Annotated in this window: 16 protein-coding genes; 12 read left to right on the top strand and 4 right to left on the bottom strand. The window is 65.8% G+C overall.

Going from position 1 to position 15,358, the window contains the following annotated elements; all coding sequences use genetic code 11:
- Positions 1 to 10: 10 nt before the first annotated feature.
- Positions 11 to 1,066, top strand: coding sequence for an HlyD family secretion protein (locus IB257_RS13465; protein ID WP_082400784.1), 1,056 nt, complete (start codon positions 11 to 13; stop codon positions 1,064 to 1,066).
- Entirely contained in the window at positions 1,063 to 2,529 is a 1,467-nt protein-coding gene (locus tag IB257_RS13460; RefSeq protein ID WP_175180707.1) for an efflux transporter outer membrane subunit, read from the top strand. The genes IB257_RS13465 and IB257_RS13460 overlap by 4 nt, the downstream gene beginning before the upstream one ends.
- Here IB257_RS13460 and tam read toward each other — a convergent pair.
- Together tam and IB257_RS13450 are read right to left on the bottom strand one after the other, a co-directional pair.
- Positions 2,504 to 3,277: a trans-aconitate 2-methyltransferase gene (gene tam / locus IB257_RS13455; protein WP_192492424.1), complete on the bottom strand. Its 774-nt coding sequence runs from the start codon at positions 3,275 to 3,277 to the stop codon at positions 2,504 to 2,506. The two genes, IB257_RS13460 and tam, sit on opposite strands and share 26 nt — an antisense overlap.
- 125 nt (positions 3,278 to 3,402) lie before the next feature.
- Entirely contained in the window at positions 3,403 to 4,401 is a 999-nt protein-coding gene (locus IB257_RS13450) for a TerC family protein (RefSeq protein ID WP_119449458.1), read from the bottom strand.
- 107 nt (positions 4,402 to 4,508) lie between these two features.
- On the opposite strand from IB257_RS13450, the gene IB257_RS13445 reads away from it, so the two are divergent.
- From IB257_RS13445 to IB257_RS13435, 3 genes are all read left to right on the top strand, one after another.
- The gene (locus IB257_RS13445) at positions 4,509 to 5,402 is read left to right on the top strand and encodes a LysR family transcriptional regulator (protein ID WP_054452273.1); all 894 of its coding nucleotides are present in this window, start codon (positions 4,509 to 4,511) and stop codon (positions 5,400 to 5,402) included.
- An 84-nt stretch (positions 5,403 to 5,486) separates the two neighbouring features.
- The gene (locus IB257_RS13440; RefSeq protein ID WP_054451706.1) at positions 5,487 to 5,885 is read left to right on the top strand and encodes a hypothetical protein; all 399 of its coding nucleotides are present in this window, start codon (positions 5,487 to 5,489) and stop codon (positions 5,883 to 5,885) included.
- Between the two features lie 54 nt (positions 5,886 to 5,939).
- Entirely contained in the window at positions 5,940 to 6,569 is a 630-nt protein-coding gene (locus tag IB257_RS13435) for a hypothetical protein (RefSeq protein ID WP_192492423.1), read from the top strand.
- A gap of 6 nt (positions 6,570 to 6,575) precedes the next feature.
- On the opposite strand, the gene IB257_RS13430 is transcribed toward IB257_RS13435, so the two are convergent.
- Positions 6,576 to 6,977 carry a hypothetical protein gene (locus IB257_RS13430; protein WP_054451707.1) on the bottom strand — a complete coding sequence of 134 codons (402 nt, stop codon included), beginning with the start codon at positions 6,975 to 6,977 and terminating at the stop codon, positions 6,576 to 6,578.
- A gap of 146 nt (positions 6,978 to 7,123) precedes the next feature.
- Here IB257_RS13430 and IB257_RS13425 point away from each other — a divergent pair, with 146 nt between their 5' ends.
- Together IB257_RS13425 and IB257_RS13420 are read left to right on the top strand one after the other, a co-directional pair.
- Positions 7,124 to 7,705, top strand: coding sequence for a hypothetical protein (locus IB257_RS13425; RefSeq protein WP_054451708.1), 582 nt, complete (start codon positions 7,124 to 7,126; stop codon positions 7,703 to 7,705).
- Positions 7,706 to 7,812: 107 nt separating this feature from the next.
- Positions 7,813 to 8,856, top strand: coding sequence for a histone deacetylase family protein (locus IB257_RS13420; RefSeq protein ID WP_192492422.1), 1,044 nt, complete (start codon positions 7,813 to 7,815; stop codon positions 8,854 to 8,856).
- Positions 8,857 to 8,869: 13 nt separating this feature from the next.
- Here the strand turns inward: IB257_RS13420 and IB257_RS13415 are convergent, their stop codons facing one another.
- Positions 8,870 to 10,192 (bottom strand): MFS transporter, encoded by a 1,323-nt coding sequence (locus tag IB257_RS13415; protein WP_054451710.1) that lies wholly within the window; start codon positions 10,190 to 10,192, stop codon positions 8,870 to 8,872.
- A gap of 211 nt (positions 10,193 to 10,403) precedes the next feature.
- Here IB257_RS13415 and cyoA point away from each other — a divergent pair, with 211 nt between their 5' ends.
- Genes cyoA through IB257_RS13390 form a run of 5 tightly spaced genes read left to right on the top strand, consistent with a single transcriptional unit; the run spans position 10,404 to position 15,317 of the window.
- Complete coding sequence (cyoA, locus tag IB257_RS13410) at positions 10,404 to 11,444, top strand: ubiquinol oxidase subunit II (protein ID WP_054452277.1); 1,041 nt, start codon at positions 10,404 to 10,406, stop codon at positions 11,442 to 11,444.
- Between the two features lie 55 nt (positions 11,445 to 11,499).
- Entirely contained in the window at positions 11,500 to 13,503 is a 2,004-nt protein-coding gene (gene cyoB / locus IB257_RS13405) for a cytochrome o ubiquinol oxidase subunit I (protein WP_054451711.1), read from the top strand.
- Entirely contained in the window at positions 13,496 to 14,137 is a 642-nt protein-coding gene (cyoC, locus tag IB257_RS13400; protein ID WP_054451712.1) for a cytochrome o ubiquinol oxidase subunit III, read from the top strand. The genes cyoB and cyoC overlap by 8 nt, the downstream gene beginning before the upstream one ends.
- Positions 14,134 to 14,538, top strand: a complete 405-nt coding sequence (gene cyoD, locus IB257_RS13395) for a cytochrome o ubiquinol oxidase subunit IV (protein ID WP_054451713.1) — start codon at positions 14,134 to 14,136, stop codon at positions 14,536 to 14,538. Before cyoC ends, cyoD begins: the two co-directional genes overlap by 4 nt.
- Positions 14,538 to 15,317 (top strand): SURF1 family protein, encoded by a 780-nt coding sequence (locus IB257_RS13390; protein ID WP_119449462.1) that lies wholly within the window; start codon positions 14,538 to 14,540, stop codon positions 15,315 to 15,317. Before cyoD ends, IB257_RS13390 begins: the two co-directional genes overlap by 1 nt.
- The last annotated feature ends 41 nt before the right edge of the window (positions 15,318 to 15,358 follow it).

Raw genomic sequence — 15,358 nt, 5'->3', positions numbered from 1 at the left:
AGTCCATATCATGCCATTCCCTCTTTTGACTTCTCCCCTTCCCCGCGCCGGCGCCCTCGGCGCCCTGGTCCTCCTGGCCTATGCGGGCTGGTCATGGTCCGCCACCGGCGCCGCTGAATCCACCGACGACGCCACCGTCGTCGCCGATCACACCATCGTCGCGCCGCAGGTGTCCGGCTTCATCGACGCCGTGCTGGTCGAAGACAACCAGGCCGTCAAGCAGGGCCAACTGCTTGCCCGCATCGACGACCGCGACCATCAGGCCGCGCTGGCTGCCGCAAGCGCCGAGCTCGCGGTGGCGGCGGCGCGCCTCTCGGACGCGGCCGCCACCCTGGAACGCCAGCAGGCCGTGATCGAGCAGGCCGTCGCCGTCACGCGCGCCGACCTGGCGGACATCCGCTATGCCGAAAGCGAGGCCCAACGCCACCGCAGGCTGGCCAGCGAGGGCGCGGGCACCCAGCAAGCCTATGAACAGGCCCGCAGCCGGCTGGACATGGCGCAGGCTCGGCAAGCCGAACATACAGCCACCTTGCAAGCCGCTCGCAAGCAACGCGACGTGCTGGAAGCCAACCGCGAGGCGGCACAGGCCGGGCTGCTGCGCGCGCAGGCCCTGAAGGACCGCGCGGAACTCAATCTGTCGCATACCCAGGTCGTCTCCCCTATCGATGGCATCGTCGGCCGGCGCTCGCTGCGCGTGGGCGCCTACGTCAGCCCGGGCACGCCCATCCTCGCAGTGGTGCCGCTGCAGCAAGCCTATGTGGTGGCCAACTTCCGCGAAAAGCAGTTGACCCGCATGCGTCCGGGCCAGCTCGCAACCATCACGGTCGACGCCTATCCGGATACGCCGCTGCGCGGCCGCGTCCAGAGCATCGCGCCAGCCACGGGCCTGAGCTTTTCACCGGTAGTCCCCAGCAATGCCACCGGTAACTTCACCAAGGTCGCGCAGCGCCTGCCCGTCAAGATCGTGCTGGATGCGCCGGCCGAAGGCGCGCCGCCGCTGCGCGCCGGCATGTCCGTCGAAGCCGTGGTCGATACCGGCGCCGCGGCAGAGGAGTCCACACAATGATCCCGCGCCGCTTGATCAATGCCATGCTGGCCTGCACACTTTCCGCCTTGGCAGGCTGCGCCGTGGGCCCCGACTTTCAGGCTCCCCAGGCGCAATTGCCCGCGCAGTGGCGAGTACCCGACGCCTCCGCCGCGGACAGCGTCCCCGTGCCGCAAGATGTGAACACGTCCTGGTGGGACAGCTTCGGCGATCCCACCCTGAGCGCCTTGATCGCCGAAGCGACCGAGGCCAACCTGGACATACGTATCGCCCACGAACGCCTGCTGCAAAGCCGCGCGGCCTTGCGCGTGACCGAAGCCGACGGCCTGCCCGCCGTCGGTGCGGGCGCAAGCTACAAGCGCGGCCAGAACAGCGAGGTCGGCCTGGCCGACCCTTCGGGCCACGGCGGCAAGTCCTCATTCAACCTGTGGCAAGCGGGCGTGGACGCCAGCTGGGAACTGGACCTGTGGGGTCGCGTGCGGCGCGAAGTCGAACAGGCCGGCGCCCAATCCCAGGCGGCGCTGGAGGCGCAGCGCGGCGTGGTCCTGGCCATCCGCGCCGAAACGGCGCGCAACTACATCCTGCTGCGCGGCACGCAGAACCAGCTGGACGTGCTGCGCCAAACGCTCGCCAATGCCGAACGCAACCTGGCGCTGACCCGCCTGCGCCAGCGCGAAGGCGTCGCCACCGAACTGGACGTTTCACAAGCCGATGCGCAGGCCGCCTCCATCGAAGCCGGCGTGCCGCCGCTCGTGCTGCGCATCGAACAGCTGATGAATGCGCTGGCGCTGCTGCTGGAGCAACCGCCCGGCGCGCTGCAACCGCGCCTGGCGGCGGTGGGCCCGATACCGGGCGGTCCGCTGCAAGTCCCCGTCGGGCTGCCGAGCGAACTGGCCGAACGCAGGCCCGACATCCGCCGCGCCCAGGCCAATCTGCATGCGGCCGTCGCAGCCATCGGCGTGGCCGAGGGCGATTTCTATCCGCGCATCACGCTATCGGGCAACCTCGGCCTGCAAGCCCTGCAGTTGCGAGACCTGGACTCCGACAATGCCGGCGTCTTCGGCGTCGGCCCCGCGTTGCAGATTCCCATTTTCCAGGGCGGCCGGCTGCGAGGCCGGCTGCGGCTGCGCGAATCGCAAGCTCAGGAAGCCGCGCTGCTGTACCAGAAGACCGTGTTGAATGCCTGGCATGAAGTCGACAACGCCATGACCGCCTACCAGGCGCAGCAACTGACCCGGGTGAGTCTGGAGCGCGCCTCCGAGAGCGCCCGCCAGGCGTTGCTCAACGCGCAACGCCAATATGCCGCGGGCGCGTCGGACTTCGTGAACGTGCTCAGCGCGCAGAACGCGGTGCTGGCCAGCGACCAGGCCCGCGTGTCGACCCAGGCCGCGGTGTCGCTGGTGCTGGTGGATCTGTACCGCTCGCTGGGCGGCGGCTGGGAACCGCCCGCTGCGGGTCTCAGCCCTGCTTCGGCCCCGCGATGATGAACAGCCGCGGGAACGGCAGCAGCACCGTGCCGTCGGCCAGCGCCGGATAGGCCTCTTCGATCAGCGATTGGTAGCGGGCCAGGAAACTGGCCTGCCCGGCAGCGTCCAACCGGTCCAGATAGGGCCGCAACGCCGTGCCCTTGAACCACTCCACGACCGCCGCCGCGCCTGCCAGCGGGTGATGGTAGGTCGTTCGCCACACGTCCAGCAGGCCGCAATGCGGCTTGAGCAGTTCGTAGTACCAGGCCGCGCTGTACCGCGGCGGATGCTTGAATCCGCCGATGGCGGCGGCCCAGGGCGCTTCGCCTGCCACCTGGCGCGCCAGGCGGTGGGCCGGCTCCTCCAGGTTATCCGGCGTCTGCACCGCCAGGCTGCCGCCCGGGGCCAGCTTGCCGACCAGGCGCGGATACAGCGTCGCGTGGTCCGGCACCCATTGCAGCGCGGCGTTCGCCAGGATCACGTCGTAGGTCTCGGGCGGATTCCACGTGGCGATGTCGGCCAGTTCAAATTGCAGCCCCGGCAGGCGCTTTCGCGCCGACTGCAGCATGTCCTCCGAGCTGTCCATGCCGCTGATTTCGGCGTCGGGGTAGCGGCTGGCGAGCACTTCGGTGGAGTTGCCGGGGCCGCAGCCCAGGTCCACGGCGCGCTTCACGTCCTGGTTGGGCAAGGCGGCGACCAGGTCCCGCACCGGACGGGTGCGTTCGTTTTCAAAGGCGGAATACTGTTTGGCGGACCAGCTGGTCATGACGGCTCCTTGCGGCTTTTGGACTGTCCAGCACTCTACGCCCGCCGCACAGGCGCGACAAATCCCAAAAAATGCGCCCGCCATATCCGTTGGATATGGCGGGCGCTTTGCCTCTGGTCGCGGGATTATTCAGCCGCGAGTTCCTGCTTGGAGGCGTCCGAGCGGGTTTTCCACAGCGAGAACAACACGCCGCCAGCAATCAGGCCGAAGGTTACCGACAGGGACAAGGCAGCCGGCACCTTGCCGATGAAACCGACCAGGAAGATCTTGCCGCCAATGAAGACCAGGACCAGAGCCAGGGCGTACTTCAGGTAATGGAAGCGGTGGATCATCGCAGCCAGCGCAAAGTACAGCGCACGCAGGCCCAGGATGGCGAAGATGTTGCTGGTGTAGACGATGAACGGGTCAGTGGTGATGGCGAAGATCGCCGGCACGGAGTCCACCGCGAACAACAGGTCCACAAACTCGATCAACACCAGCGCCAGCAACAGCGGCGTAGCCCAACGCACCTTCTTCGACGTGGCGGGATCGGTCTCCATCACCCAGAACGCGTTGCCGCGCAGCCCTTCCGTGACGCGCATGCGGCGCTTCAGGAACTTCAGGATCGGATTGGACGCGATATCCGGCGTCTGGTCCGCAATCATCCACATCTTGATGCCGGTGAACACCAGGAATGCGCCGAACAGATACAGCAGCCAGCCAAAGTTGCTGACCAGCGCCGCGCCCAGGCCTATCATGATGGCGCGCAGCACGATCACGCCGAGGATGCCCCAGAACAGCACGCGGTGCTGGTACTGGCGCGGAATCGCGAAGAAACTGAAGATCAGCGCGATCACGAAGACGTTGTCCATCGACAGCGACTTCTCGATCATGAAGCCCGTGTAGTAGGCCATGCCGCTGGCGGAACCCATCTGCCACCAGACCCAGGCGCCGAACAGCAGCGCCGCGGTGATGTAGCCAGCCGAAAGCAACAGGCTCTCGCGCACGCCGATCTCACGGTCTTCCTTGTGCAGCACGCCCAGGTCAAAGGCCAGCAAGGCGACCACGATACCGATGAATAGCAGCCAGCTCCAGGCCGGGGTGCCGAAGAAATCGGCGGAGAGTAAGGTGAGCAAGGTGTCCATGATGTTCCCGCTTGTGTTCGAAGGGGCTCATGATCCGGATCCGGGGCCGATGGAGAAATCAGCCTGAAAGTGAGTTAAGGTTCGAAAAAACCGAAGTGATTCCTGCCATGCTCAATTATCGACACCTGTATTACTTCTGGATGGTCGCCAAGGAAGGCGGCTTTTCCCGCGCCGCCGAAAGGCTGGACATGGCCATCCAGACCATCAGCGCGCAAGTGCGCGAACTGGAAAAAAACCTGGGCCACCAGCTGCTCAAGCCGGCCGGGCGCGGCGTGGCGCTGACCGACGCGGGCGAGGCCGCCTTCGCCCGCGCCGAAGAGATCTTCCAGATCGGCCAGATGCTGCCCCAGGAAGTCCGCGCGGCCGCCACCAAGCCCGTCATACGCCTGTCGGTGGGCCTGTCGGACGGCATTTCGAAGCTGGCCGCGCAGGCCCTGCTGGGCCCGGTGCTGCACACGCCGGACCTGCGCCTGACCTGCCACGAAGGCGAGGTCGAGGAACTGCTGGGCGAACTTGCCCAGCATCACCTGGACCTGGTGCTGGCCGGCCAGGGCGCGCCCGCCAACCCCAACCTGCGCCTCACCAGCGACCGCCTGGTCTCGTCGCCAGTGGACTGGTACGGTCCCGCCAAGCTGGTGCGCAAGGCCGACACCCTGGACTTTCCACGCTGCCTGGAACGCCTGCCGGTGCTGCTGCCCACCGGCCATTCCGTGCTGCGCCAGACGCTGGACCGCTGGTTTTCCGAACAAGGCATCTATCCCAACGTGGTCGGCGAATTCGAGGACAGCGCCCTGATGTCGGTATTCGCCGCCCGCGGCCTGGGCGTGTTTCCGCTCAGCCGCCTGGGCGGCGGCGATATCGGTGTGCTGCGGGGCTTGCGTCCCCTGGCCCGCTGCGACGACGTGCACGAGGAAATCCACGCCATCCGCAATCGCCGGGGGCAGCACCATCCGCTGGTCCAGATCGTGCTCGCCAAGGCAAAAACTTCGGTTTTTTCTTAATGTTTGTCACAACCACGCTGGTTTTTCAGAAATAGAATCCGCCTTATCGTGGACCCTCTTTTGAAACATCGGAGTACCACCTCAATGAAAAAGATCATCTGGCTCGCCTTCGCCGTGCTTGCAGCACTCTGGACCGGGCTGGTTGCGCTGACGCTGCAGCTGACCAACTGGGTCCTGTCGACCATCGCCACGACCCAGGTTCCCGGCACGGCGCTGGATACCTCGCAATGGGTTCCGCCCGCCTGGGCGGCGGCCTGGGTCGACCCCGCCTGGCTGCAGACGCTGCAGGGCGGCCTGGTCTGGGCCGCACAGGGCCTGAACCAGATGCTGCCCTTCGCCGGCAGCCTCGGCACGCTGATCTCCGTACTGGCCTGGATCTTCTGGGGCTTCATCATCGTCGGCCTGCTGGTGCTGGCGCTGATCCTCCACTGGCTGGCCGGCAAGCGCGAGCAAGCCGCGGCGCCCGGCCGCCAAGTGGTGTAATAGGGCAGGCAACGCGGCAACCCGGCGCGCTGCCCCTTACAAGAGGAGCGTGCCGTGCCCACCGTTCATTCCCCTGCCCCGAAGCTGTTGCTGGCGGCCCTGCTGGCCATGGCCGCCACGGCGGCGCAGGCGCACCCCGTGCGCTCCGCCTACGGCGTCGAGGTCTGCACGGTCACGGGCACTTCCGGGGAATACAGCGTGCGCGTGCGCAACACCGGCACGGCGCCCCTGGCCCGCGCCGAAGTCAACGGCGTCAGCCTGGATTCCAGCGGCCACGCGGCCGGTCCTCTCACCGTCAATCTGACCGACATCCCTGCCGGCAAGTACAAGACTGCCGTGCTGGGACGCCCCGGCAATGGCGCCGCGCTGGTCAGCATCGCCACTTATGTCACCGCCAATGGCGCGGAAACCCATCAGCAGGATCTTTTCGCCGGCAAGGTGGCGCACGTTTCGCCGGGCTCAGCCCTGCAATACACCCTGGCTCCGCTGGCCGTACGCGGCTGGACAGTGGCCTATGGCACCAAACAGGATCCCAAGCTGGAAGCCGGGAGCGCCGTGCTGCTGATCTACGCCGTCACCCTGGGCAAGAAGCGCGACGCGACGCGCCCGGATGCCGGCCGCACGCCGGCCGACGTGGTGCCGCTGGCGCCCTGCGGCGCGGCCGCCGGAGCAAAGAAATCCTGAACGCGTTCAGGTGCCGCTGAGCAGGTCGCGCTCGTTCAGGAGCGCATAGACGATCTCGGGCCGGTTATCGAAACCGCGGCGAATGGCGGCGGGAATCGCCGTGCGCGTCTTGCGGCACAACCCCAGCTGGTCCTCCAGCTGGATCGCAATGCCGCGCGAGGTGCGCACCTCGTTCTCGCTGGGCGTGATGTGGATCACGATGCCCAATTGCGCATGGATGCGTCCCTGCATGGCGCGCAGGTCCTCCAGGCTGGAGATGTTCTCCAACCGCGCCACAAGGCGCTTTTCCTCTTCCTTGGTCAGCCGCAACACGCGGACGTCGGCAGACGGATCGGCCAGCAGCCGGTCACGGTCACACATACAGGCGCCCGGCGGACATTCTTGGCGGATGGGAAACGGAAAATTCATGGCGGGCGGAGCGCGTCGCGGCAATCTTGCGTATCTTGGAATTCTACCCAGGATCCTGCGCCGCCCGCCGGGCGGCAAGTCCTGGTTTCCCCGCAAGCCGCTGCGGCATAATGCCTCACCGAGTTCACGGCGCGGAGGGCGCCCGCATGAAAGGATTCCTGTCGCTGGCGGCACTGGCCGCGCTCTTCATGCCCGGCCAGGATGCCGCCGCGCGCGACTACTCGTACGCTGTCCGGCCCGGCCTGCCTGCCGTGGTGACCATTACCGAGCTGCCGCAACAGCGCCTGAGCGTACGCGTGGGGGACGGGTCCGCTCAGCAAATCGCGGACATCTCCGGCGACGAGGAGGTGGACCAGTTCCAGGACGTGGACGTCGACCATGACGGCTACCTCGACTTCGTCATCGGGCAGACTGGCGGCAGTACGCAAGCGATTTCGCGCATCTTCCTGTACCGCCCCCAGGACGGGCGCTACCAGGAGATCCCGTATCCCGATGCAGTGGCCAGCCCATGCCGCGGCTTCGTCAATCCCGAATTCGACGCGGCCAAGCCCATTATTTCCGTGGCGTGCCGCTACAGCGCAGACACCTATGGCTTCGAGCAGTACCGGGTGTGCCCGGACGGCTCGGCGCGGATCATTTCCTGGACCCGGCGCGAAGGCGAATCGGAGCGCAAGATTCCGCATCCCGGCGCCAAGGGCGCGACATGCGCCGCGCGGACTGGCCGCTAAGGCGCCAATCCCCCCCGAATCCCCCCTGCGCCATGGCGCCGCAAACGCCGCGGCCGCTATAGTTGCGCATCCGCCCACCAGGCTCTACGTCCGAGGACACCCCCGCCGTGCTGATTTTCCACAACCCTGTCCACGAAAAACACGCTGGCCGACAGGAAATGTTCCGCGGCAAGCTGGTGCCCTGTCACGAAACCCCGGCGCGCCTGGAGTACGTGCTGCAAGCGCTGAACCAGCGCGGCATCGGCGCATTGCGCACGCCATCGGCGGCGGACCTGGGCTTGGTCAAGCGCGTGCACGCCCCGCGCTACGTGGACTTCCTGGAAACGGCCTGGCGCGACTGGGTGGCGCTGGATCCGGCCAATGCCGGCCTCGACATCCTGCCTTCGGTCTGGCCCGTGCGCGGATTCCGCCACGACATCGAACCGACCAACTTCGCCGCGCGGGTCGGCCTGTTCTCGTTCGACAGCGGCTGCCCGCTGACCGCGGGCACCTGGGAGGCCGCCACCGCAGGCGCCGCCTGCGCCATCGACGCCGCGCGCGCCGTTTCCGCGGCAGGCGGCCCTCGCGTCGCCATGGCGCTCACGCGCCCGCCCGGCCACCACGCGGGCCCTGACTTCTTTGGCGGCTACTGCTTCCTTAACAACGCGGCGCTGGCCGCGCAAGCGCTGCGGGAAGCCGGCGCCGAACGCGTTGCCATCGTGGACGTCGACTACCACCACGGCAACGGCACGCAGAGCATCTTCTATGAACGCGCCGACGTGCTGACCGTATCGGTGCACGGCGACCCGACCACCGAGTACCCCTTCTACCTGGGCTACGCCGATGAGCGCGGCGCAGGCGCTGGCCTGGACGCCAACCTGAACCTGCCGCTGCCCGCCGGCACCGGTTTCGCCGCCTGGACGCGGGCATTGGAACAAGGGCTGTCCGCCGTGCGCGCCTTCAAGGCTGACGCAGTGGTGATCGCGCTGGGCGTGGACACCTACGAAGGCGATCCCATCTCCAAGTTCCAGCTCAAGAGCGCCGATTACCTGCACGTGGGCCGCCTGCTGGCAGGCCTGGGCCTGCCGGCGGTGTTCACGATGGAAGGCGGCTACGCCGTGGCGGACGTGGGCGTCAACGTCGCCAACGTGCTGGAAGGCTACGCAGGCTGAACGGCAGACGCTTTCAGTCGCGCGTTTCGAGCACCTTGTTGATACGCAGCGCCAGCAGCGTGCAGGCAGCCCCCGACAACAGGTAGACGCTGACCGCCACCAGCCCGAAACGCGCGGACAGGCCCAACGCGACCAGCGGCGCAAATGCCGCGCCGATCAGCCATGCCATGTCGGAGGTCAGCGCAGCGCCGGTATAGCGGAAGCGCCGCGTGAAGTTCGCGGTGACAGTGCCCGAAGCCTGGCCATAGGACAGCCCCAGCAGCACGAAGCCCACCAGGATGAACGCATCCTGCGCCTTGGGCCCGCCGCCCAGCAGCCAGGGCGTGAACAGCGCGAACACGGCAATCAGCAGGGCCAGCAGGCCCAGCGTGGTGCGCCGTCCGATGCGGTCGGCCAGCCAGCCCGAGGCAATGGTGCCCAGTATGCCCAGCACCGCGCCGACGATCTGCACGATCAACACGTCCTGGATCTGCTGGGTAGCGCTGACCGCAATCCAGGACAGGGGAAACACCGTGACCAGATGGAACAAGGCATAACTGGCCAGCGCCGCGAATGCGCCGATGAAGAGGTTGTAGCCTTGCTCGCGCACCATCTGCGCAACGCTGATCGGTTCGAGTTCGCCCTCTTCCAGCAGCTGCGTGTATTCCTCGGTGACGACCAGGCGCAGCCGCGCGAACAGCGCCACCACATTGATGGCGAACGCCACGAAGAAGGGATAGCGCCAGCCCCATTCCAGGAAATCGGCTTCGGTCAGCGTCACGTGCAGGAACAGGAACAGCGCGCTGGCCACCATGAAGCCCACGGGCGCGCCCAGCTGCCCCAGCATGGCATACCAGCCGCGGCGGTTGGGCGGCGCATTCAGCGCCAGCAGCGACGGCAAGCCGTCCCATGACCCGCCCAGCGCCAGCCCTTGCAGGCAGCGGAACACCGCCAGCAGCGTGATCGCATGCGCGCCGATGACGTTGTAGCCCGGCAGGAAGGCCATGCCCACCGTAGCCGTTCCCAGCAGGAACAGGGCGATGGTGAGCTTGGTCGCACGCCCCCAGCGCCGCTGCGCCGCCATCGAGAGCGCCGTGCCGATGGGCCGCATGATGAAGGCGAACGAGAAGATGACAAAGGACCAGAGCGTGCCTTCCAGCCGCGGTTCGAAGGGGAAGAAGACCTGCGGAAAAACCAGCACGCAGGCGATGCCGAAGACGAAGAAATCGAAGTATTCGGAAGCGCGCCCCACCACCACGCCCACCGCGATTTCCCCTGGCGCCACCTTGGCGTGGCTACCGCCGCCGGCCGCGGGGAGTGAGGGAGCATGACCGGGATATTGCGTGGTGGTCGCCATGTGAATGCTCGCTGAAAGGAGGTTCGGAACAGATCCTGAAACACACCCGCGCGCCTGCAGCCCATATCGCGCAGAGCCGCTCCGTCATTGGGATGCAGCCCTGGTCTGCGCGCGTCGCCCTGCACATTTTTGTTCTTTTTACCCTAGATTTTTCGCGGCTTCCAGCGTAGTGTTGCGTTTACTTCCCACGGTTACGTTTCGGGGTATGGTCATGCCGTCCTTCCCAAGGTTCCGCGGATTGGTCCTGGTTGCCGCGCTGCCATTGCTCGCCGGATGCAATGCAGTCCTGCTCTCGCCCTCGGGCGACATCGCCTTGCAGCAGCGCAACCTGATCATCATTTCCACCGGCTTGATGCTGCTGATCATCGTGCCGGTGATCCTCCTGACTTTCGTGTTCGCGTGGCGCTACCGGGCCAGCAACAAGGAAGCGCACTATGACCCTGACTGGAATCACTCCACCATGCTGGAGCTCCTGATCTGGGCCGCGCCGCTGCTGATCATCATCGCGCTGGGCGCGCTCACCTGGGTCAGCACGCACCAATTGGATCCTTACCGCCCGCTTGTGCGCCTGTCCGAGGGCCGCGAAGTGCCCGCCGGCACCAAACCGCTGGTCGTGGAGGTCGTGGCGCTGGACTGGAAGTGGCTGTTCATCTATCCCGAACAGGGCATCGCCGCGGTGAACGAAATGGCGGCCCCGGTGGACCGTCCCATCCAGTTCAAGATCACTTCGTCCACCGTGATGAATTCCTTTTTCGTGCCCGCGCTCGCGGGCCAGATCTACGCCATGCCGGGCATGCAGACCACCCTGCACGCGGTGATCAACCATCCCGGCGAATACGAAGGCCTGTCCGCCAACTACAGCGGCTCGGGCTTTTCCGGCATGCGCTTCAAGTTCCACGGCGTGGATCAGCAGGGCTTTGACAAATGGGTGGCTGACGCCCGCGCCTCCAACGCCACGCTCAGCCGCGAAACCTACCTGAAGCTGGAGCAACCCAGCGAACGCAACCCGGTGCAACGCTATGCGTCCAGCGCGCCCGGCCTGTTCGAGGCGATCGTCAACCGCTGCGTGGAACCCAACCGCATGTGCATGCGCGACGCGATGGCGATCGACGCGCAAGGCGGCATGGGCATACCCGGCGCGCTCAATGTCACCACGCTGGACGCCGGAACGCGCGAGCGCCTGGGCCTGACCGGCGCGCCGCGCAAGTATGTGGGCGCGATGTGCACCGCCACCGAAGGACTGGTCCTGTAGCGGATCGCTGGCGCACGGGGCTTCGTGAAATTGCGGTCTTTTTGCTGGAATCGAGATGCCTGATCAACCAGACCTCACCAAGCTGATCTTCGGTAAGTTGACCTGGGAAGCCATTCCCTACCACGAACCGATCCTGCTCTTCACCTTCATCGCGGTCGCCATCGGCGGCATCGCGGTGGTGGGCGCCATCACCTACTTCGGCAAATGGGGCTATCTGTGGCGCGAGTGGTTCACCAGCATCGACCACAAGAAGATCGGCATCATGTACGTCATCCTGGGCATCGTGATGCTGCTGCGCGGCTTCGCCGACGCCATCATGATGCGCCTGCAACAGGCGGTGGCGTTCGGCGATTCCATGGGCTACCTGCCGCCGCACCACTACGACCAGATCTTCACCGCGCACGGCGTGATCATGATCTTCTTCGTGGCCATGCCGCTGGTCACGGGCCTGATGAACTACATCGTGCCCTTGCAGATCGGCGCGCGCGACGTGGCCTTTCCGTTCCTGAACAACTTCAGCTTCTGGATGACCACGGGCGGCGTCATCCTGGTCATGATGTCGCTGTTCGTCGGTGAATTCGCGCGTACCGGCTGGCTGGCGTATCCGCCGTTATCGGGGATCCTCCAGAGCCCCGACGTGGGCGTCGATTACTACATATGGGCCCTGCAGATAGCGGGGGTAGGCACACTGCTTTCCGGCGTCAACCTGCTGGTCACCATCGTCAAGATGCGCGCGCCGGGCATGACCATGATGCGCATGCCCATCTTCACCTGGACCGCGCTGTGCACCAATGTGCTGATCGTGGCGGCTTTCCCGGTGCTGACGGCGGTGCTGGCGCTGCTCTCCATGGACCGCTACGTGGGCACCAATTTCTTCACGGCGGACTTCGGCGGCAACGCCATGATGTACGTGAACCTGATCTGGATCTGGGGCCATCCCGAGGTCTACATCCTGATCCTGCCGGCCTTCGGCATCTTCTCCGAAGTGGTCTCCACCTTCTGCCGCAAGCGCCTCTTCGGCTATGCGTCCATGGTGTACGCCACGGTCGTGATCACGGTGCTGTCGTACCTGGTGTGGCTGCACCACTTCTTCACCATGGGATCAGGGGCAAGCGTGAACTCGTTCTTCGGGATCACCACCATGATCATCTCGATCCCCACGGGCGCCAAGATCTTCAACTGGCTGTTCACCATGTACCACGGCCGCATCCGCTTCGAGGTCCCCATGCTGTGGACCCTGGGGTTCATGGTGACCTTCGTGATCGGCGGCATGACGGGCGTGCTGCTGGCCGTGCCGCCCGCCGACTTCGTCCTGCACAACAGCCTGTTCCTGATCGCGCACTTCCACAACGTGATCATCGGCGGCGTGCTGTTCGGGCTGATGGCCGGCATCACGTACTGGTTTCCCAAGGCCTTTGGCTACAAGCTCGATCCGTTCTGGGGCAAGTGCTCGTTCTGGTTCTGGCTGGTGGGCTTCTACGTCGCCTTCATGCCGCTGTATGTGCTGGGACTGATGGGCGTGACGCGGCGCGTGAATCACTTCGAGGACATGTCCCTGCAGATCTGGTTCCAGGTGGCGGCCTTCGGCGCGCTGCTGATAGCCTGCGGCATCGCCAGCTTCCTGATCCAGCTGGTGGTCAGCTATCGCCGCCGCGAGTCGCTGCGCGACGACACCGGCGACCCCTGGGACGGCCGCACGCTGGAATGGTCGACCTCGTCGCCGCCGCCCAACTACAACTTCGCCTTCACGCCGCGCGTGCATGACCAGGACGCCTGGTGGCAGATGAAGCAGCACGGCTACCTGCGGCCGCAGCAGGGCTTCATTCCCATCCACATGCCCAAGAACACCTGGGCGGGCATCGTCCTGGCGGGTATCAGCGTGGTTATGGGTTTCGCCTTGATCTGGCATATGTGGCCGCTGGCCGTGCTGTCGTTCGCGGCGCTGATACTGGTGTCCATCATTCACACCTTCAACTACAAGCGCGACTACTACGTGCCGGCCGAAGAGGTCGTGCGCGCCGAAGACGCCCGCACAAGGTTGCTAGCGAAAAATGTCTGATACCCTGGCCCCCAACCTGCCCGGCGGCGCCGCGCCGCCCGCGGAGCCCATGTTCCACGTCCCGGGCGAACACCACCCCAAGAACGGGACCCTGCTCGGGTTCTGGGTCTACCTGATGAGCGATTGCCTCATCTTCGCCTGCCTGTTCGCCACCTATGGCGTGCTGGGACGCAACTATGCGGCTGGCCCTTCCGGCGCGGACCTGTTCGACCTGCCGCTGGTAGCGGTGAATACCGCGCTGCTGCTGCTGTCTTCCATCACCTACGGTTTCGCGATGCTGGAAATGCGGCGCAACCGCGTCGGCGCCACCCAGCTCTGGTTGGCCGTGACCGGCATCCTGGGGCTGGGCTTTCTGTCGCTGGAACTGTACGAATTCGCGCACCTGATCCACCAGGGCGCCGGCCCGCAGCGCAGCGCCTTCCTGTCGTCCTTCTTCACCCTGGTCGGCACCCACGGGCTGCACGTCACCTTCGGCATCGTGTGGCTGGTGACGATGATGATCCAGGTCCAGATGCACGGCTTGATCCCCGAAAACCGCCGCCGCCTGATGTGCCTGTCCATGTTCTGGCACTTCCTGGACCTGATCTGGGTGGGCGTCTTCACCTTCGTGTACCTGATGGGAGTGCTGCCATGACCGCGCACCTGGATCATCCGGCCGATCACGGCCACGGCGGCCACGACCACCACGACGACGATGACGGCGCCGCCCATGGCACCTTCAAAAGCTACATGACCGGCTTCGTGCTGGCGGCCATCCTGACCGCCATCCCGTTCTGGCTGGTCATGAACCAGGTCTTCTCTCAGTCCCGGACCACCGCGCTGGTGATCCTGGCGTTCGCCGCGGTGCAGATCGTGGTCCACATCATCTACTTCCTGCACATGGACACCAAGTCCGAAAGCGGCTGGAACATGTTGGCGTTAATATTCACGCTGGTGCTGGTCGTAATCACGCTCAGCGGATCCATCTGGATCATGTACCACCTCGACTCCAATATGATGCCCATGTCCACACACGACATGCGGAAAATGCCCTGATGGCCGCAGTAAACGACTCCACTTCCCGCGACACCTCCTCCCGTAATCCGCGCAGCAAAGTTACCCTGGTCATCCTGGGGGTGCTTGCTGTTGCCATTTTTGCGGGCCTCTGCGCCCTGGGCACCTGGCAGGTGCACCGGCTGGCCTGGAAACGCACCCTGATCGCGCAGGTCGAACAGCGCGCCCATGCGGCGCCCACGCCGGCGCCGGCCCAGGCCGAATGGCCCGCGCTGACTTCCGACAACGCCGAATACCGCCGCGTCACCGCCAAGGGCACCTACCTGTACGACCGCCAGACCCTGGTGCAGGCCGCGACCGAGCTGGGCAGCGGCTACTGGGTCATGACTCCGCTGCAGTTGCCCGAAGGCGGCACGGTGCTGGTCAACCGCGGCTTCGTGCTGCCCGAATGGCGCAAAAGCAAGTCGGCCATACAACAAACGCCCGAAGAAGCCACCGTCACCGGCCTGCTGCGCATGGGCGAGCCCCCTCATGGTTTCCTGCGCAACAACGATCCGGCGACCAACCTCTGGTACTCGCGCGATCTGCCCGCCATCGCTGCGGCGCGCGGCCTGACCGACGTGGCCCCCTACTTCATCGACGCCGATGCGACGGGCAAGGACGGCAGCGGGCGCACCGCTCCCGTCGGCGGCCTGACGGTGCTGAACTTCCCCAACAATCACCTGAGCTACGCCATCACCTGGTACGCCCTGGCAGCCATGGTGCTGGTCGGCGTTTTCATCTTCGTGCGCGAGGAAAAGCGCGCGCGCCGCAAGGGCTGAATCCGCCGGCTGCGGCCGGTGTCCTACAATGAGGGCTGGGA

This window comes from Achromobacter sp. ACM03 (assembly GCF_014851665.1).
In the GTDB taxonomy this organism is placed as follows: domain Bacteria; phylum Pseudomonadota; class Gammaproteobacteria; order Burkholderiales; family Burkholderiaceae_B; genus Achromobacter; species Achromobacter aegrifaciens.
This window is presented reverse-complemented; position numbering and strand designations above follow the sequence as displayed.